The 18562-nt window shown below is 65.9% G+C and carries 13 protein-coding genes; 7 read left to right on the forward strand and 6 right to left on the reverse strand.

Features of this window, described 5'->3' with window-relative positions; translation table 11 throughout:
- Positions 1-2: 2 nt before the first annotated feature.
- From DDE75_RS12545 to ccoS, 6 genes are all read left to right on the forward strand, one after another.
- Entirely contained in the window at positions 3-200 is a 198-nt protein-coding gene (locus tag DDE75_RS12545; protein WP_108502742.1) for a cbb3-type cytochrome c oxidase subunit 3, read from the forward strand.
- The gene (gene ccoP / locus DDE75_RS12550; RefSeq protein WP_108502743.1) at positions 197-1072 is read left to right on the forward strand and encodes a cytochrome-c oxidase, cbb3-type subunit III; all 876 of its coding nucleotides are present in this window, start codon (positions 197-199) and stop codon (positions 1070-1072) included. The genes DDE75_RS12545 and ccoP overlap by 4 nt, the downstream gene beginning before the upstream one ends.
- Positions 1073-1135: 63 nt before the next feature.
- Complete coding sequence (locus DDE75_RS12555; protein WP_108502903.1) at positions 1136-2644, forward strand: RdxA/RdxB/FixG family protein; 1509 nt, start codon at positions 1136-1138, stop codon at positions 2642-2644.
- On the forward strand, positions 2641-3090 hold the full coding sequence (locus DDE75_RS12560; RefSeq protein WP_108502744.1) for a FixH family protein: 450 nt from the start codon (positions 2641-2643) through the stop codon (positions 3088-3090). Before DDE75_RS12555 ends, DDE75_RS12560 begins: the two co-directional genes overlap by 4 nt.
- A complete protein-coding gene (locus DDE75_RS12565) occupies positions 3084-5228 on the forward strand; it encodes a heavy metal translocating P-type ATPase (protein ID WP_108502745.1) in 2145 nt (714 codons plus the stop codon). Before DDE75_RS12560 ends, DDE75_RS12565 begins: the two co-directional genes overlap by 7 nt.
- Positions 5225-5371 (forward strand): cbb3-type cytochrome oxidase assembly protein CcoS, encoded by a 147-nt coding sequence (ccoS, locus tag DDE75_RS12570; RefSeq protein ID WP_108502746.1) that lies wholly within the window; start codon positions 5225-5227, stop codon positions 5369-5371. Before DDE75_RS12565 ends, ccoS begins: the two co-directional genes overlap by 4 nt.
- Before the next feature lie 33 nt (positions 5372-5404).
- Here the strand turns inward: ccoS and DDE75_RS12575 are convergent, their stop codons facing one another.
- The 4 genes from DDE75_RS12575 to DDE75_RS12590 all read right to left on the reverse strand — a co-directional run bounded on the left by DDE75_RS12575 (position 5405) and on the right by DDE75_RS12590 (position 10697).
- Positions 5405-6940: an alkaline phosphatase D family protein gene (locus tag DDE75_RS12575; protein WP_108502747.1), complete on the reverse strand. Its 1536-nt coding sequence runs from the start codon at positions 6938-6940 to the stop codon at positions 5405-5407.
- Between the two features lie 162 nt (positions 6941-7102).
- Positions 7103-8737, reverse strand: a complete 1635-nt coding sequence (locus DDE75_RS12580; protein ID WP_108502748.1) for a GMC family oxidoreductase — start codon at positions 8735-8737, stop codon at positions 7103-7105.
- Positions 8738-8801: 64 nt separating this feature from the next.
- Positions 8802-10184 carry a c-type cytochrome gene (locus tag DDE75_RS12585; protein WP_162799028.1) on the reverse strand — a complete coding sequence of 461 codons (1383 nt, stop codon included), beginning with the start codon at positions 10182-10184 and terminating at the stop codon, positions 8802-8804.
- A 9-nt stretch (positions 10185-10193) separates the two neighbouring features.
- The gene (locus DDE75_RS12590; protein ID WP_108502750.1) at positions 10194-10697 is read right to left on the reverse strand and encodes a sugar dehydrogenase complex small subunit; all 504 of its coding nucleotides are present in this window, start codon (positions 10695-10697) and stop codon (positions 10194-10196) included.
- A gap of 666 nt (positions 10698-11363) precedes the next feature.
- Between DDE75_RS12590 and DDE75_RS12595 the strand changes: the two genes are divergently transcribed.
- Positions 11364-12686: a mechanosensitive ion channel family protein gene (locus tag DDE75_RS12595; RefSeq protein WP_108502751.1), complete on the forward strand. Its 1323-nt coding sequence runs from the start codon at positions 11364-11366 to the stop codon at positions 12684-12686.
- A 5-nt stretch (positions 12687-12691) separates the two neighbouring features.
- Here the strand turns inward: DDE75_RS12595 and DDE75_RS12600 are convergent, their stop codons facing one another.
- On the reverse strand, positions 12692-16921 hold the full coding sequence (locus tag DDE75_RS12600) for a DUF4082 domain-containing protein (protein ID WP_108502752.1): 4230 nt from the start codon (positions 16919-16921) through the stop codon (positions 12692-12694).
- Between the two features lie 70 nt (positions 16922-16991).
- Complete coding sequence (locus DDE75_RS12605; protein ID WP_108502753.1) at positions 16992-18161, reverse strand: GTP-binding protein; 1170 nt, start codon at positions 18159-18161, stop codon at positions 16992-16994.
- Between the last annotated feature and the right edge of the window lie 401 nt (positions 18162-18562).

Consider the following 18562-nt stretch of genomic DNA (forward strand, 5'->3'; position numbering starts at 1 on the left):
CGATGACCGATACATATTCGCTTTTGCGCCTTTTCGCGGACAGCTGGATGCTGCTGGCCATGTCGGCCTTCTTCCTTGGCGCCTGCCTCTGGGCGTTTCGCCCCGGTGCCCGTGCCGTCCATGACGAAGCCGCCATGGCCATTTTCCGCGACAGCCCGACACCCGCCGACGGCGACGATCAGCCCAGGGACCCAACATGACCAAGCATCCTAAACCCGACGACAAGCCGCAGGTCGAAACCACCGGCCACAGCTGGGACGGCATCGAGGAGCTGAACAATCCCCTGCCCCGCTGGTGGCTGTGGACGCTCTATGGGACCATCGTCTTCGCGGTGATCTATGTGATCCTCTATCCCGCATGGCCGATGGTGAACGGCGCGACCAAGGGCGTCTTGGGCTGGTCCACCCGCGCCGATGTGCAGATGCATATCGAACAGGTAGACGCCAGCCAAACCGAGATGCGCGCATCGCTGACCCAGACCGATCTAGGCGCGCTGGACCGCAATCCCGAGCTGATGGAATTCGCGATGAACGCGGGTGCGGCCGTCTTCCGGACGAATTGCTCGCAGTGCCACGGCTCGGGCGCGGGCGGTGCGGTGGGTTATCCCAACCTGCTGGATGACGACTGGCTGTGGGGCGGCATGGTCGAGGATATCGCCTATACCGTCCGCCACGGCATCCGGAACGAGGACGATCCTGACGCCCGCTATTCCCAGATGCCCGCCTTCGGCGAGATGCTGGACCGCGACCAGATCGCGACGCTGGTGGCCCATGTCCGCAGCTTGCCAGACGGTGCCGATCCGCTTTCCGGGCCGGGGGGGCAGCTGTTCGCCGACAACTGCACCTCGTGCCATGGCGATGATGCCCGCGGCGACCGCACGCAGGGTGCGCCGAACCTGACCGATGCGATCTGGCTTTACGGCGACAGCCCCGAACAGGTCACCCGCATCATCACCCGCGGTCCCTTCGGCGTGATGCCCCCGTGGAACACCCGCCTGTCCGAGGCCGAGATCCGCGCCGTCGCCGCCTATGTCCACGGCCTTGGCGGGGGCGAGCCGAACGCCGCCCCTTGATCCACGTCAATGCATCCTGCCCGCCCTTCGGCCACGAGGGGCGGGCAATCAGAAGGCAGCATGATGTCCGACATTCCCCAGAACCTCTATGCCGCGCGGGTGCCGATCTTTCCCCGCCGCGTGCAGGGCCGTTTCCGCCGCCTGAAATGGTGGATCATGGCCGCAACCCTCGCCATCTATTACCTGACGCCCTGGCTGCGTTGGGATCGCGGGCCGAACCTGCCCGATCAGGCGGTTCTGGTCGATCTGGCCAACCGCCGCTTCTATTTCTTCTGGATCGAGATCTGGCCGCATGAATTCTATTTCGTGGCCGGCCTGCTGGTCATGGCGGGGGTGGGGCTGTTCCTGTTCACCGCCATGCTGGGCCGTGTCTGGTGCGGCTATGCCTGCCCGCAGACGGTCTGGACCGACCTGTTCCTGGTGATCGAGCGTTGGGTCCAGGGCGATCGCAACGCCCGTATGCGCCTGCACCAAGCGCCATGGACCGGCCGCAAGATCCGCCTGATGGGCACGACATGGGCACTGTGGCTGATGGTGGCGCTGGCCACCGGTGGGGCTTGGGTCTTCTATTTCACCGACGCGCCCGAACTGGCCCGCCAGCTGGTGACCCTGTCGGCCCCGCCCATCGCCTATGCCACCATCGCCATCCTGACCGCGACGACCTTTGTCTTCGGCGGCTTCATGCGCGAACAGGTCTGCATCTACATGTGCCCTTGGCCGCGCATCCAGGGGGCGATGATGGACCCTGGCACGCTGACCGTCGCCTATCGCGACTGGCGGGGCGAGCCGCGGGGCCGCGGGCTGCGCCGTCAGGCCGCTGGCCTGCGCGTGACGGGCCCGCAAATCGGCGGGCGCGCGCCGCTGATCCCCATGCCGGGCGTGCCGGACACCACGACCCATGTGCAGGGTCCCGGCGACTGCATCGATTGCAACGCCTGCGTCAACGTCTGCCCCATGGGCATCGACATCCGCGACGGCCAGCAGATGGCCTGCATCACCTGTGCGCTGTGCATCGACGCCTGCGACCAGGTGATGGAGAAGATCGGCCGCCCGCGCGGGCTGATCGACTATCTGGCCCTGTCCGACGCCCCGCGCGAGGCCGCGGGCGGTGCCCATATTCCCGCGTGGCGCCATGCCTTGCGGCCACGCAACCTGATCTATCTGGCGATCTGGCTGGCCATCGGCGCGGCGCTGGTCTTTGCCCTGTTCATCCGCCCGCAGATCGAGCTGACCGTCGCCCCCGTCCGCAACCCTACCTTCGTGACCCTGTCGGATGGCAGTGTGCGGAACGCCTATGACGTGCGGCTGCGCAACAAGCATCACGACGCCCGCATCTTTACCCTGACACCGGGCGCGGACAGCATGACCGAACTGCAGGTCGAGGGCCATCAGGACGGACAGGTGCCGGTCCCCGCCGATGCCCAGACCAGGGTCCGCGTCTATCTGACCGCCCCTGCCGGGTCGCCCCCCGCCACCGGCGATCACAGCCCCGTCCGGATCTGGGTCGAAGATGCGATCAGCGGCGAACGCGCCCATGTGGACAGCACATTCAACGGAAAGGACAGCCGATGACCCGACTGACAGGACGCCATGTCGCCGCGATCTTCACGGGCGGTTTCGGCATCATCATCGCCGTCAACCTGCTGCTGGCGACCAAGGCCGTCAGCACTTTCCCCGGCCTCGAGGTGCCCAATTCCTATGTCGCCAGCCAATCCTTCGACGCCCGGCGCAAGGCGCAGACGGCGCTTGGCTGGACGTCGCGGGTCGATTACCACGACGGGTCGCTGACCATCGCGGTCCTGGACCGCGACGGCCACCCCGCCCCCATCCGCGATCTGACCGCCCATATCGGCCGCCCGACCGAGGCCCGCGACGACATCGCCCTGATGCTTGACGCACGGGGTCAGGTGGCCCTCGAACTGGCGCGCGGCATGTGGCGGCTGGACCTTGCGGGCCATGCCGATGACGGAACCCCCTATCAACGCGCCATCCCCCTGAAGGTCGATCCGACATGGTAACCGCCTGCCCCGCCTGTTCCACCGTCCCGTTGCCGCAGGGCCGCGCGGTCGATCAGCCCACCCATGTGCTGCATCTGCCCGACATCCATTGCGGAGCCTGCATCGCCACGGTCGAACGCGCCCTGACCGCCCTGCCCGTGGTCCAGCAGGCGCGGGTGAACCTGACCCTGAAGCGGGTGATGATCGTCGCGCCGGGGGCCGAAGATGCCACGCTGATCGAGGCGCTTGCCCGAGCCGGTCACCGCGCCGACCGTCTGGATGCGGGGCGCCTTGGCCCGCGCGACGTGACCGCCCGCGACCTGCTGACCCGCATCGGCGTGGCGGGCTTTGCGATGATGAACGTCATGCTGCTGTCCGTCGCCATCTGGAGCGGCGCGGCAGGTGCCACCGCTCAGGTCTTTCACCTGATATCGGCGGCCATCGCCATCCCGGCCGTGGGCTTCGCCGCGCAACCGTTCTTCGCATCCGCCATCACCGCCCTGCGTCACGGGCGGATGAACATGGATGTGCCGATCTCGCTAGCGATCATTCTGGCCTCGGGGGCGTCGCTGGCCAATGCCTTCGGCTTCAGCGACCGCGCCAATTGGTTCGATGCGGCGCTGGCGCTGACGTTCTTCCTGTTGATCGGGCGCTATCTGGATCGCGCGGGCCGCGCCGCCGCCCGATCCGCCGCAGCCGAGCTGGCCGCGCTGGAGGCCCCGCAGGCCGTTCTGATCGAGGGCGCACAGGAACGCATCGTCGCCGCCGAGACCCTGCAACCGGGGTCGCTGATCCGCCTGCGTCCCGGCGACCGCCTGCCCGCCGATGGCACCATCATCACCGGTCGGACCGATCTGGACCGATCCGCGCTGACCGGCGAATCCGTTCCGCAACCTGCAGGCCCCGGCGATGAGGTCACCGCAGGCGAAACCTGCCTGACCGGCGCGTTGACCGTCCGCGTGGACCGGGCCGGGCGCGACACGGCGCTGGCCCGCATGGCCGATCTGGTCGCCACCGCCGAGACGCAGCGCACCCGCCACACCGGCATCGCCGACCGCGCCGCCCGCATCTATGCGCCGCTGGTCCATGTGCTGGCCGCCGCAACCTTCGTCGGCTGGCTGATGCTGTCGGGCGACGGGTGGCGGGCGCTTGATATCGCCATCTCGGTCCTGGTGATCACCTGCCCATGCGCCCTGGGGCTGGCGGTGCCTGCGGTATCCACCGTGGCCACGGCGCGGCTGTTCCGCGCGGGTATCCTGGTGAAATCCGCCACCGCGCTGGAGCGTCTGTGCCAGATCGACACGGTGGCCTTCGACAAGACCGGCACGCTGACCACGGGGCTGGTGACGCTTGGCGGCAACCCCGATCCTGAAACGCTGTCCATCGCCGCGGGGCTGGCGCAGGCATCACGCCACCCGGTGTCGCAGGCCATCGTGGCGGCTGCCGATGCGCGCGGCATCGCGCCCGCCCCCGTCACGGATACGACCGAATATCCGGGCTGCGGGGTTCAGGGCATGCTGGCCGGCCAGCGCGTCCGCCTTGGCCGCGCCGGCTGGATTAAGGGCACGGATACGTCCGATGCCGCCGTCTGGCTGTCGGTCGCGGGCCAGCCCCCCACGCCGCTGATGACATCCGAAGCCCTGCGCGATGATGCCATCCCCACGGTCAGGGCGTTGCACGACGCGGGCTATGACATGGCCCTGCTGTCGGGCGACGCGCCCCGCCCCGTGGCCCGCATGGCGCAGGCAACCGGCATTGGGACGGCGCTGGCGCAGCTGACGCCCGCCCTCAAGGTCGATTGGGTGCGCGACCGCACCGCCCAAGGGGCGCATGTGCTGATGGTGGGCGACGGGCTGAACGATACCGGCTGTCTGGCCAGTGCCCATGCGGGGATCTCGCCGGGCACGGCGCTGGATGCGGCGCGATCGGCATCCGATGTAGTGCTGATTGGCGGCGGCCTGATGGGCGTGCCGCGCGCGCTGGCCACCGCACGGGCCGCGATGGGGCGGATGCGCCAGAACATCGGGCTGGCGGTGCTGTATAACGTCGTCTCGGTGCCGCTGGCGATGTCGGGGCATGCATCCCCGCTGATCGCGGCGCTGGCCATGTCGCTGTCCTCGCTGACCGTGACCCTGAATGCCCTGCGGAGGTTTCGATGAACGTGCTGGCCGTCCTGATCCCGATTTCCGTCACCCTCGGGCTAGCGGGGCTGGCAGCTTTCGTCTGGTCGCTGCGGTCGGGCCAATATGACGACCCCGCAGGCGATCAGGCCCGCGCCCTGGACCTGATGGAGGAAGACTGACCCCACCGCGGGGTCAGTCCGTCGCATGAAAGGTCAGCCCAGCACCGGCTCCAGTTCGGTGGACCACAGCTTCACGTCCTCGCGGTCCATCAGGCTGACGGTCATTACTTTGGTATCCGCGCTGATGTCGACCTTGCCGAAGAACTGCATCCCGTCCGACGGCGGCAGGTTCGCCTGACCTTCATCGGGATGCTTGGCAAAGCGGACCTCGGGGCCGAAGGTGTTGTCATAGTCCGACGGGCCGAAGGTGCCTGCGTGCAAGGGGCCCGACACGAATTCCCAGAAGGGCTCGAAATCCTGGAACACCGCGCGGTCGGGGCTGTAGTGATGGGCGGCGGTATAGTGCACATCCGCCGTCAACCAGACGGTGTTCGCGATGCCGCCATGCTTGATGAAGGACAGCATCGCTGCGATGTCCTGTTCGCGGCCACGCACCGGACCGTCGCCATTCGCGCCATTCTCCATCGCCGTGTCGCCATCGCGGACCATCATGCCGATGGGCATGTCGGCGGCGATGACCTTCCAGACGGCTTTCGAATTGGTCAGTTCGCGCTTCAGCCATGCCATCTGGTCGGCACCCAGAAACGGCGTGCCGCCCTCTTCGTCGTTGGCGGTGTTGTCGCCGCGATAGGTGCGCATGTCGATGACGAAGACATCCAGCAGCGGACCATAGGCGACCTTGCGATAGATGCGGCGCGGCTCGGCCAGGTTCTGGCGGGTGGGCAGCATCTCGTGGAAGGCCTGACCGGCGCGGGCGGCCAGCAGGCGGGCGGATTTGACGGTATAGCGGTCATCGGCCTCCAGCATTTCGTTCGGATACCAGTTGTTGGTCACCTCGTGGTCGTCCCATTGGGCGATGACCGGCACCTGCGCGTTGAAGGCGCGGACGTTCTTGTCCATCATGTTGTACAGATACTGGCCGCGATATTCGTCCAGCGTCTCGGCCACCTTCATCTTGGCCTCGGTCATGACGTTCTTCCACAGCGTGCCGTCGGCCAGTTCGACCTGTTCCTGCAAGGGGCCGTCGGCATAGACGGTGTCGCCCGAGTGTAGGAAGAAGTCGGGGTTGTGTTTCAGCATCGTGGCATAGGTCTTCATGCCGCCGCGATCCTCGTCGATGCCCCAGCCTTGGCCCGCCACATCGCCCGACCAGACAAAGCTGACATCGCGCAGCTCATTCGGCGCGGTGCGGAACTGTCCCGTGACGGGTTCGGATTTCGTGCCGTCCGACAGATCGGCCATGGTGACGCGATAGAAGATCTCCTGATCCGAGGGCAGGCCCGTCAGCGCCATCTTGCCCGTGTTGTCGGTGGGCGCACCGACCGGCAGACGCGGCATCAGATGCGCATCGCGGAAGCTGTCCGAGGTCGACCATTCGACCCACATCTCGGCCTCGCGGTCGGCGCGGCTCCAGATGACGGCGCCGTCATGGGCCACGTCGCCCGATTGCACGCCATGGCTGATGATCGGCCGCGCGGCGGCACGGACCAGCCCCGGCATGGCCAGTCCCCCGGCCACGGCTGCGGTTCCAAGCAAGGCTTGCCTGCGGGTGAAGGTGATGCGGGGCATGTCGGTTCTCCGGTTGCCAAGGGACACAGAGGGCTGAAGTCGCAACAGAAGCTGACAGCCACGCGACAGCGCCACGAATTTCGGGTGACATTGCCCTGCCCCGCAATGCAGAACGGCCCGCCCCATAAGGGCAGGCCGTATGGCGTGACGATGCCGCTTGGCTCAGCCCGTGCGCAGGTCGCGCTTGATGGCGTCGGCCGCCCGCAACGACAGCGCCGCCATGGTCAGCGTGGCGTTCACCGTGCCTGCCGCCGCCATCGCGCCGCCTGTCGCCAAGAACAGGTTCTGGTGGTCATGGCTGCGGCACCAGCTGTCCACGACGGAATTGCGGGGATTGGTGCCCATGATCGTGCCGCCGCAGATGTGGTTGTTGGGGGTGAAATGATCGCTCATCTCGATCTCGGTGCCGCCGAAGGCCTCGGCGATGGTGCGCAGATGTTCACGCGACGACACGGCCGCGCGGCGGACGTAATCGCCCACGTCGTAATGCACGTCGGGCATGGGAATGCCCAAGCTGTCGCGCCGGTCGCCCGAAAGGGTCAGGCGGTTTTCCGGATCGGCCAGCGTCTCGTGGTTGACATAGATGTCGACGCCACAGGCCGCACGGCGGCGGATCTCGGCATCCAGCGCCTTGCCGACCTTGCCGGTCGCCAGCGCCTTCAACCCACCCTTGGTGGTCTGGGCGGTGTTGTTGTAGCCGATCTGGATGGCCGAACGTTCGCCCCGCCAGTCACCGTCGCGGAAGTTGGTGATCGACGACATCTGGACCGAGCCCTGCCCCGCCCAGATGGGTTCCTCGGCCACGAAGCTCATCGAGATGCCGGGGTGGTCCATCATGTTGCGGCCCACCTGATCCGAGGAGTTGGCGATGCCGCCCGGGTTCTTGTCGTTGGCCGCGACCAGCAGCAGTTTGGGCGTCTCGATGCCGTTCGCGGCGATGACGAAGCGCCGGGCCAGAACCTTGGTGCTGTTCTTGTCCGGATCATAGAAATGCATCGCCGTGACGTCGTTCGCGCTGTCCGTGTCGATGCGATAGACGACGGCGTTCGGGATGACCTTCGCGCCCAGCTGCTCGGCCTTCTCGACGGAATAGATGCCGTTGTACATCGCGCCGATGGGGCAGATCGGCATGCAGTTGTTGTTGCCGCAGCACTGCGGACGCCCGTCATAGGGCCGCGAGTTGCGCCCCTGCGGCACCGGCGTGTTGTCATAGCCCAAGGGGGCCACGACCTCGGTGAAGCGACGGTCGCCATAGCCGTATGGCATCGAGGTCATGGGCCAGGGCTGCGACCGAGGGGCGGACGGCGTGATGTCCTGCCCGTTGGGGCCCATGACGCCCATCTCGGTCTCGGCGGCGAAGTAATAGGGTTCAAGATCGTCATAGCTCAGCGCGAAGTCGCGTCCGACGCCATAGCGGGACTGCATCTCGAAGTCGCTTGGCAGATAGCGCCAGCTGGAGGCCGCCCAATGCCAGGTCGTGCCGCCGACGCCCTTGATGATGCCCTGCTTGTAGGCGGCGGCATCGGGACCGGTCGTCTTCAGATAGCCGTTGTCGGGGAAGAAGTTCGTATGCGGCGCCCAGGGCACGTTCGGATAAGGCGTGGCATAGTCGAAATCGGCCTTGTTCCGCGGCGGCATGTAGCGCCAGTTCTCGACGATCTTGTCGCGGTCATAGCGCGGCCCGGCATCCAGGATGATGACGGAGAGGCCCGCCCGTACAAGATCCAGCGCCAGAAGGCCGCCGCAGATCCCCGCGCCGGCGATGACGACATCGGCTGTCAGAGTTTCCTGGGTCATGGAGTGTTCCTTGGGGTCAATGCACGCGCATCGGATCGCCGATGCGCGGCCAAAATGGGGGGTGTCAGGCCGCGCGGCGGCGGCGGACGATCAGAAGGACGACCAGTCCCAGCAGGACCAGCGCGGCGATCAGCCCCGCCACCATGATCTGCGGGGTGGCCAGCCGGACCAGCGGCGGCACGGCGCCCCCGGTGCGGGCCGTCTTCACGTCATCGGCGGTGAAGGCGACGGGCTGGGGACCGAAGCTGGTCGCGGTGAAGCTGGCCAGCCGCGCGATCTGTTCGTCGTCCAGCTTCTGCACCAGGCTGTCGGGGCCGAAGCCCGGCATCAGCGTGTGATGGTCGCCGGTCTCGCGGCTGACGCCCTGCAGGATGGTGGACAGCAGGTTCGTCCCCTGCACCTGCGTCAGGGTCAGATTGCCCTTCAGCGCCGGATAGGTGCCGTCGGGCGAACCCTGTCCGGACAGCCCGTGGCAGGATGCGCAGACGGTCTCGTAGAGCTGCGCCCCCGAGGCATCGCCGTCCAGCCGGTGCTGGCTGCGTGCATCGGCATGATCGGCGGGAACGAAGGCGGCGGGGGTGGGCACATCGGCCGGGGCTGCGGGTTCCCGACCCTTGGCGGGCAGGCTGCGCAGATAGGTCACCATGGCCGCGATGTCGTCATCCTTCAGGTGCTGGAGGCTGTATTCCACGGCCTCGGCCATCGGACCCGAGGCGCGGGCATGGGTCGCCACGCCCGTCTTCAGATAGTCGGCCAGATCCTCATCCGACCAATCGCCCAACCCCGTCGGCGTCAGGTTCGGGGCGTGCCAGCCGCCGACCTCGCCCCCGGCCAGGAATTCGCCCTGGTCGGACCCCATCAGCAGGTTGCGCGGCGTGTGGCAGGTGCCGCAATGCGCCGGCCCCTCGACCAGATAGCGGCCACGGTTCCATTCGGGGGACTGGTCGCCGTCGGGCTGGAAGGGTTCGGCCCGCGCGAAGGCGGCGTTCCAGGCGATCATCGACCAGCGCTGCGAGAACGGGAAGGACAGCCTGGTCTGCGGCGCGGCCTCCTCGACCGGCTCGACCTCGGTCATCAGATAGTCGTAGAGCGCCGCGATATCCTCGTCCGTCATGCGGGCATAGGAGGGATAGGGCATCGCCGGATAGAGATGCGCGCCATCCTTGCGGATGCCGTCGCGCAGGGCGGCGGTGAATTCGGCAAGGCTGTAGCCGCCGATCCCGAATTCCACCGAGGGCGTAATGTTGGACGAGGTGATCGCCCCCATCGGCGACTGGATGGCATAGCCGCCCGCATAGGGCGCGCCCTCGTGGCCACTGGTGTGGCAGGCGGCGCAATCGGCGGTGGTGGCGACATATTCGCCGCGCGACATATCTTGCGCCGAGACCGGCAGGGCAAGCCCGCCCATCATCACGGCGGCAAGGCGGAGGCTGTGGGAAAGGGTCATCATCGGCCTTCAGAATGCGGGCATGTCAGCAAGCGCGGGCGGCGTCGCGGTCCACCAGTCCGGACCGTTCAGCGCATAGGTCGGGATCGGCACCGCATCCAGTGCGGGCCGATACATCAGCGCCTTGTCGAAAGCATAGACCGTGGCATCGCTGCCTTCCGCGACGGCGCCCGAATACCAGGCATGGATGATCGCCAGCAGGGTTTCGCGCAGGGGATCGTCCCTCAGGGCCGCTGACAATGTCTCGACATCGGGGGCTTCGGCCATCCGGCGTTCAAGGGCCTGCGCGTCGGCGTCGAAGCCGTCATGTTCCACGCGCAGCCCCTGCAGCAGCCCTGCCCCGACGTCGGCATCCAGACGGTCATGGCCGGTCGCAAAGCGCGACAGCACCATGAAGCGATCAAGGCGGATCGCCTCCTGTGCGAAACCTGAGGATGGAAGGGCGGCAACGAACAACCCCATGGCAGAGCTGCCAAGGAACTGTCGCCGGTCCAGACGAGCGTTTGTGAACATGAGGCTGATCCTGAAATGGATGGCAAACACCGCCCCCGAGTGGCGGTTGTTAGCGCACAAACTGACCCTCGTGCCGGAGTTTGCAACCAATCAGCAGGTCAGCATCCCATGATGACGGAATTGGTCGGGTTTCGAATGAGTGATTGGTGGAAAGCCGTGTGCGACAGTAGGTCGCATTCCTTTCGCCAATGAATACAGATGCATGCCGTGCAACTTGCCGTCCCGCAAGCGGACGCTGCGTCAGCTTGCGATCACCTGTGCCATGCAGACAGCTCATAGCGGGAAGACCGGCAGTCGATAGCTGGCCACGGGTCGCTCACTGGAAAATGTCCCGAATCATCGATGCGAGCGAAGCTTTTCAGACGGATGCGATTGCTGCGGACCTCTGAACGAACGACCGCGCCCTGCCCGACCATCGGGATCGGGCAGAGACCCGGCCTGATGATTAGCCAACGGGGCTGTTTCGCCCTGCTGGCCAATCACTTTGCCCCCGGGAAAACCCGGACAGCAGATCAGGACCCAAGAAACGCGCCGACCGACCGCCGCGCGCTTCATTCGATGCACCGAAAGCATGCCAATGGCCCGCCCCGAGGCCGCTATTGCCTGATGTCCCCTTCTGCGTCACGCTGAGCGGATGCCCCACGCCGGGGCCATGGTGATCGCGGGATGGAGCAGCAGGCCACGGGAATGTTGGACAGGGTCGTCGCCCTTCTGGACCTGATCCTGGAACAGGGCCAGGTCCTGCTGACGGGATTGCTGCGCCCTTGGAACAGCTATCAACTGGCCATCACGCTGGCCCTTTTCCTGCTGGCGCATCTGCTGGCGCGGATCTTCACGCCGCGCCTGCAGGCCTGGATGCGCAGCCGCGAGGATTGGCCCATGTGGCGCCTGCGCGTGCTGGTGCTGGTCCGCAGGCGCTTGCGCGGGATCATCTTCGTGGCGCTGATCTGGTCGGTCGTGATTGTCATGCGCGAGGTGACATGGCCAAGCAGGTCCTATCTGCTGGTGCTGCTGGCCAATCTGGCGCTGGCGTGGCTGATCATCGTCTTCACCACGCGGCTGATCACAAATGCGATCCTGCGGCGGGCCGTGCGATGGGGGGCGCTGACATGGGTCACGCTCAGCGCACTAGACCTGACCGGGACCGCAGCCCGACTGCTGGACCACATGGACGTCGAGATGGGCGAGGTGCGCATCTCGGTCCTGATGCTGTTGCAGATGCTGACCGTGCTGACGGTCTTCTTCCTGATCGCCAAGTTCATGTCGCGCTGGCTGTCGGCACGCATCGCGGCCAGCGAGAACCTGTCACCCTCCATGCGGGTGCTGTCGGTCAAGCTGCTGCAGACGGCGCTGTTCATCGCGGCCTTCGTCATCGGGCTGCGTGCCATCGGCGTGGACCTGACCGCGCTGGCCTTCCTGTCGGGTGCCATCGGCCTTGGCATCGGCTTCGGCCTGCAAAAGGTGGTGTCGAACCTGGTGTCGGGCGTCATCATCCTGATGGACAAGTCGATCAAGCCCGGCGACGTCATCTCCATCGGCGAGACCTTCGGCTGGATCAACCAGCTGGGCGCGCGCTATGCCTCGATCTCGACCCGTGACGGGCGCGAATATCTGATCCCGAACGAGGATCTGATCACCGGGCAGGTGGTCAACTGGTCGCATTCCGACGAATTCGTGCGCCTGGACATCAACTTCGGCACCTCCTACGACGACGACCCGCATCTGGTGCGCCGCATCGCCGTCGAGGCATCACTGACGGACGACCGGGTGCTGCAATCGCGCCCGCCCGTCTGCCACATCGTGGGTTTCGGCGATTCCAGCGTCGATTACGTCCTGCGCTTCTGGATCAAGGACCCCACGGGCGGGCTGACCAACATCCGCGGCAAGGTCTTTCTGGCGCTGTGGGACAGCTTCAAGGCCAATGGCGTCTCGATCCCCTTCCCGCAGCGCGAAGTGCGTGTCCTGAACCCGAGGGGGGTTCAGGACTGAAGCTGTCAGCTCCAGATGAAATCATCCGCGGGCGGTTCATAGATGACGAAGTCCGGGGCCTGGACGGCCTCGGCCATCACCGGCTCCTGCCCCTCGTCGGGCAGGAAGGCCACATCCACCCAATAGTTGGTGTTGTTGTAGATCTGCGTCGGGAAGCCACCGGTGCCCCCCGGCGAGAAGACGCCATTGCCCGCAGGCGCGGTCAGCAGCTGATCGTCGCTTGCGTGATCATCGGCGAAATAGTTCGAGGTATAGGCATAGTTCTGCTGCGTGCCATAGGACGCCACATAGACCTGCCCCGCCTGCACCGTGATCGGGCTGGGCAGCGCCGCCGTCTGCCACCCCGTCTGCCCCGGCGCCGAGGTCACGGTGACCGAACCCAGGTTCACGCCCGCATCCGTCCACAGGTTCAGCGTGCGGGTGTCGGTGTCGCCCGCATCCTCGGCCCCGCGGTAATAGGTCAGATGGGTAATGCTGCCGTCCTCGGACGCGGTGAAGCGCACGCCCAACTCGTAGTCCGTCGGGTCGGCCAGCGATGTCGCCGCAGGCTGATCGGCCTGGCTGAACAGATGGGATGCATCGTCCGAGGGTTCGCCGGTGATGTTGACGACGGTGACCGTCATGGCCTGCTGCACCGTCGCACCATGGCCGTCCGCCACAGCCACGATGAGGTCATAGACGTTGTCGCCGCCCGCGTCCGAAGGGTCCTCGAAATCGGGGGCCGCGACGAAGGTCAGCAGGCCGGTCGTCGGGTTCAGCGCGAATTGCGCCGCATCCGCCCCGCCCGCGATGCTGTAGGCCAGGCTGTCGCCGTTTTCATCCGTGGCGGTCAGCTGGGCGGCGCGGGTCTGTTCCTCGGCCACCGAGACATCGGCGGATGAGGTGAAGACAGGGGCCACGTTGGGTGTCGTTTCGTCGGGCGCAAAGCTGAGATCCACCCAGTAGTTCGAGCTGTTGTAGGTCAGCGTCGGGAAAAGGCCCGTGCCCCCCGCCGCATAGACGCCGTTGCCGCCAGCCGCCGCCGACAGCGTCCCGTCCGGCCCCGACCACAGCGACGCGAAGAAGCCATTGCTGAACGAGTAATTCTGTTCGGTGCCATAGGACACGACATAGGTCTGCCCCGCCTCCAGCGCGACGCCGCTGGCCAGCGTGCCGACCTGCCATCCGACCATGCCAGGGTCCGATCGCACCTGCACCGCGCCAAGGTTGACCCCATCGGCGGTCCAGATGTTCAGCGTGCGGATATCGGTGTCGCCCGCATCGGCCAGCCCGCGATAATAGCGCAGGCTGTTTACCACCCCATCGGCGGATGCGGTGAACCTGACGCCCAGTTCATAGGTCGTGTTGTCGTTCGTGACCACGGTCGCGGGCCCATCCTGATGACCAAAGAGGTTCGACGGACCGGGCTGATCTTCGGGATCGACATCGGTGACGGTGATGCTGACGGCGGTTTCGGTGGCGCTGTTCACGCCGTCGGATGCGCTGACCACGATGTCATAGGTGTTGTCGGCGCCCGCATCGATCGGCGCCTCGTGGTCGGGGGAAAAGAGGAAGGTGATCCGCCCGGTCTGGGCGTCGATCCAGAACAGATCCGCATCATCCCCGCCCGCGATGCCATAGCGAATGGTGTCGCCCTCGGCATCGGTGGCGGTGACGATGCCTGCCAGCGTGCCGTTCTCCGGCGCATTGAAGGCCTCGGCCGAGGTGAAGACCGGCGCATCGTTTCCGACACTGCCGCGCGCGAAGGTGACATCCACCCAGTAGTTCGACCCGTTGAAGGTGTCGGTAGGGCGTTCCAGCTGCTTGCCGTATTGATAGACCCCGCTGCCCACCCCGGCCGACATGATGCCATAGGGTTCGGTATATGGGGCGTCGTAGAAGCCCGCCGAGGTGACATAGTTGTTCACCGTGTCGTAGGACACGGTATAGGTGACGCCCGGCTGGATCTGGACCGGGGTATCCAGGGCGGCGCTCTGCCATCCGAAATCGCCGGGATCGGACACGAAGGACACCGTCCCGATCAACTGGCCGTTCGGTCCCCACAGGTGCCCCTGCCGCAGGTCGGTGTCATTCGCATCCGCCTGCGCACGGTAATAGCGCAGTTCGGTCACGGTGCCGCCCTCGTCGGTGACGAACTGCTGGCCCAGGGTCAGGGCGGTGTTGTCGTTGACCATGCTGCCATTGAAATCCTGCAGGGGGCTGAGCAGATGGATGTCGTCGGGCGGGACAGGCTCGGTCACCGTCAGGACATGGCTGGGCAGCGAGGCCGCAGAGGGCGTGTTCAGGGAATCGTCGATGGCGCGGACCTTGATGTCATAGGTGCCCTGCACCGTCGGCCGCCAGTTCAGCTGCCAGTTGGTGGTGCCCTGCGCCGCGATCCAGGTCGCGCCGCCGTCCAGCGAGACCTCGACCCCGGCGACGACGCCATCGACGGTCAGCGCGTTGCCATCGTCATCCGTCGCCGTTCCGCTGATCTGGATGACCTCGAAGGCGCCGACTTCGGAGGGCAGAGGGTCGATCTGGACCGTCGCGGCAACCCCGTCCGAGGACGCCAAGGCCCGCACCAGCCCCTGGCTGGCCAGCACCGCATCCGAAACGCCGGGCTGGATCCCCATGTCGGCGAACATGTTGACGGTGAACTGCTTCAGATCGGTGTTTTCCAGATCGGCGCCATAGGGTTCGGAATCGTGACGGTCGCTCAGCGCCCAGGTCCAGAAGACCGTGCCCGCGCCGAAGACGATGGCCCCGCTTTCGGCGCGATACATCGTCAGATTGTGGGTCGCGACGCCGGGGGCAATGGTATTGCCCTGATCGATCAGGATGCCGCTCCAGGGAATGGTGGTCTCGGACAGCTTTATCAGCCCCGCAGGCCGGTTCACGTCATTGGGCGAGGTGTTCCATTCATAACCCAGAATGCCCTCGGCGATGTCCAGCTGGCCGCCGTTGGCGATGGTCGTGTCCCGCCAGACCCGCAGCACCGAATAACTTTCCGGCACATCCAGCGCGCCGCCGAACTCCCCCGTCCCGTCCGGTCCGAACAGCTGCCCCGTCAGCGAATTTTCGGCGCAGTTGCAGGTGTGGGGCTGGCCGGTCAGCGGATCGTCCACCAATGCCCCGCCCGCCAAGGGGTTGTCCTGAAAGCGGGTGTCGCGCCAGGTGCCGGTCCAAATATCGGATGGGTCGAGGTTGTAGTAGTCATCGCCCGTCGCGTTCACGTCCGCATGGGCCCAGGTCTCTTTGTAGCAGACGAGGGTGCGGTATTCCTGACCGTCGACGATGCTGACATCCCAACGGGTCTTCCAATAGATGTCGTTGCCACCCCAGAACAGCAGGTTGACGCCTGCGTCGCGGGCCTCCTCGACGTTCAGGCGTTGATCGCCCGACCAGTATTCGTCGTGACCGACCGAGATGAAGGACTGGTACTGCTTCAGGTAATCCGCCCCCAGCCTGTCCGTATCCATCCCCGAGATGTAGGACACGTCATAGCCGTTCTGTTCCAGCCAGAAGATCGCCGCGTAATCGGCCCCGAACAGGTAATCCTGCGCCCCGGCGGCGGGACCGCCCTGCTGGCCCTCGATCCCACGGGTGATCAGGGGCCGGTTGTAGCTGACGGCATAGGCCCGGTCCTGCGCGGTCCCTGCCGGATCGGGGACGTCCGGGTGATCGACCGTGCCGCTGGCATCGCCATAGAAGTTCGCCCCGATCAGGCCGTTGTTGCCGAACCAGCCGTTATAGGCGTGCCATGTCGTGTCCGAGGTCTGCAGCACGATGTCGGCGGGGCGGTCGTCCTCGCGCACGATGAAGGGGATCTGGTTGGTCGCGCCCTCGATCGGGTCGCCATTGGCATCCAGCCGCTGGACGCGCGCCAGATAGACGCCCGACACGGCATCCTGCGGGATCTGCCAGCTGTCGGTGACCGACCAGTTCCCGGCATCGACCAGTGCGCGCGTGGCGTCATATTCGGCGTCGGGCTGCACCACGCCGTCAGTGTTGACCCACCCCCCGACCTGCCGCGCGCCGTCGCCGCCGTAATAGCCGAGCCGGAAGATCTCGACTTGGTAGTCGCTGCCGGGATCGTCGCTGATGTTGATCTTGAAATCGACCTGATCACCGGCATTGATGCTGATGTCGGTGGCGAAACCCTCGATCTGCGAGGAATGGTCCACATCCCAATAACTCTGGGGTGAACGGCCCTCCGTCCGTGCATTTTCCAAGGTGATGGCATTGTCGGGCATGGCCTGAACTCCGGGCAACTGGTTACTGAACGGACCGGCGAACGACCGGCCGGGAAACTCGCGACATCACTCAGGCGGAAAGCCTAAGCGGCAATCCGGGGCGCTGGCGGATCAAGGCGGCATCCAGATCGGCGCAGATGCGCGCCTGGTCGAAGCCCGATCCGATGAAGACCAGTTCCTGCCGGCGGTCGCCGAAGGGGGGCTGCCACCTGTCGGCGATGCGGGCCATGGCGGCGGCATCCTGCGGCCACTGGTCGCGTGGCATGGCCGCCCACCAGCGCCCTGCCGTGCCGATGGTGGCAAGATTGCCCGCAAGGCTGAAATCCATCGCGCGGGTGGGATCGGTTGCGGTCCAGAAATGCCCCTTGGCGCGCAGGACGCCGGGCAGCGGACCGGTCAGCACCGACCGGATGCGCGCCGCATCGAAGGGATGACGCGCCCGGTAGACAAAGGACGATATGCCGTATTCCTCGGTCTCGGGGGTATGTTCGGCAAAACCGTTCAATTCCTGGAACCACAGCGGATGACTGCGCGCCTTGGCGGCCGAGAAGAGCCCGGTCGACAGAATCTGTGGCAAGGGGACCCGCCCGTGATCAGCAAGGATCACGCGCGCCTCGGCGTTCAGGGCGCCGATGATCCGGCGGGCCGCCGCGACCCTCTGCGGTCCCGCGGCATGGACCTTGTTCAGCACGATGATGTCTGCGAATTCGATCTGGTCGACCAGCAGTTCGACGATGGCTCGGCGGTCCGAAGGGTCGCGGACCTGACCGCGCATCGCAAGCAGGTCGTGGCTGGCGAAATCATCCGCCACCGTCGTGGCATCGACCACGGTCACCATGGCATCCAGCCGGGTCAGATCGGCCAGCCCCTGCATGTCCGCGTCGCAATATTCGAAGGTGGCGGCCACGGGCAAAGGCTCGGATATGCCGGTGGATTCGATCAGCAGACAATCGAAGCGCCCCTGAGAGGCGATGCGACGAACCTCGGTCAGCAGGTCGTCGCGCAGGGTGCAGCAGATGCAGCCGTTCGACAGTTCGACCAGGGTCTCGTCCGTGACGCTCAGTTCGGCGCCGCTGGCGCGGATCAGATCGGCGTCGATGTTGACCTGCGACATGTCGTTGACGATGACGGCGGCGCGCAACCCGCCCCGGTTGTTCAGGATATGCCCCAGCAGGCTGGTCTTGCCGGCCCCCAGAAACCCCGAAAGCACGGTCACCGGCAATTTCGTTTCTTGTTGCATCGCACCACCTGCCCTGATCCATCGAATGTCGTGAAATCCATCGCAGAGTATCGCCGCGGTGCGGAAAGCGACCAAGGGCGCGGACGGGCAAGGGACTAGGACTAAAGCACGGCCCCTCGGCAATCCGGCCAAGCGGGATCCGTCGTTCGGGGGATTGCCATGCACCGGGGGGCATAGGTGCCACTGCCGGGCCTGCCCAAGGCTTCGGCAGCGTAAAAAGACAATTGGGCACGGTATAAGTGATATTTTCGGATCGGGCCTGCGCGATTCGTGCGGAAATGCACCGGTGAAGCACCTTTCATGTGCAGAAAAATCACCCGCTCAGCAAAATAAACTTTTGCGTTCTGCGCAATCTGCGCGCAAGCTGACCCTACAGGACGCCGGAATGACCCAAGGTCATT

The sequence above is a fragment of the Paracoccus indicus genome, from assembly GCF_003056335.1.
In the GTDB taxonomy this organism is placed as follows: domain Bacteria; phylum Pseudomonadota; class Alphaproteobacteria; order Rhodobacterales; family Rhodobacteraceae; genus Paracoccus; species Paracoccus indicus.

What these genes read in the sequence shown, in the direction of transcription:
- DDE75_RS12545 (WP_108502742.1), top strand. Translation starts at nt 3, where the DNA reads ATGACCGATACATATTCGCTTTTGCGCCTTTTCGCGGACAGCTGGATG.
- ccoP (WP_108502743.1), top strand. Translation starts at nt 197, where the DNA reads ATGACCAAGCATCCTAAACCCGACGACAAGCCGCAGGTCGAAACCACC.
- DDE75_RS12555 (WP_108502903.1), top strand. Translation starts at nt 1,136, where the DNA reads ATGTCCGACATTCCCCAGAACCTCTATGCCGCGCGGGTGCCGATCTTT.
- DDE75_RS12560 (WP_108502744.1), top strand. Translation starts at nt 2,641, where the DNA reads ATGACCCGACTGACAGGACGCCATGTCGCCGCGATCTTCACGGGCGGT.
- DDE75_RS12565 (WP_108502745.1), top strand. Translation starts at nt 3,084, where the DNA reads ATGGTAACCGCCTGCCCCGCCTGTTCCACCGTCCCGTTGCCGCAGGGC.
- ccoS (WP_108502746.1), top strand. Translation starts at nt 5,225, where the DNA reads ATGAACGTGCTGGCCGTCCTGATCCCGATTTCCGTCACCCTCGGGCTA.
- DDE75_RS12575 (WP_108502747.1), bottom strand. Translation starts at nt 6,940, where the DNA reads ATGCCCCGCATCACCTTCACCCGCAGGCAAGCCTTGCTTGGAACCGCA.
- DDE75_RS12580 (WP_108502748.1), bottom strand. Translation starts at nt 8,737, where the DNA reads ATGACCCAGGAAACTCTGACAGCCGATGTCGTCATCGCCGGCGCGGGG.
- DDE75_RS12585 (WP_162799028.1), bottom strand. Translation starts at nt 10,184, where the DNA reads ATGACCCTTTCCCACAGCCTCCGCCTTGCCGCCGTGATGATGGGCGGG.
- DDE75_RS12590 (WP_108502750.1), bottom strand. Translation starts at nt 10,697, where the DNA reads ATGTTCACAAACGCTCGTCTGGACCGGCGACAGTTCCTTGGCAGCTCT.
- DDE75_RS12595 (WP_108502751.1), top strand. Translation starts at nt 11,364, where the DNA reads ATGGAGCAGCAGGCCACGGGAATGTTGGACAGGGTCGTCGCCCTTCTG.
- DDE75_RS12600 (WP_108502752.1), bottom strand. Translation starts at nt 16,921, where the DNA reads ATGCCCGACAATGCCATCACCTTGGAAAATGCACGGACGGAGGGCCGT.
- DDE75_RS12605 (WP_108502753.1), bottom strand. Translation starts at nt 18,161, where the DNA reads ATGCAACAAGAAACGAAATTGCCGGTGACCGTGCTTTCGGGGTTTCTG.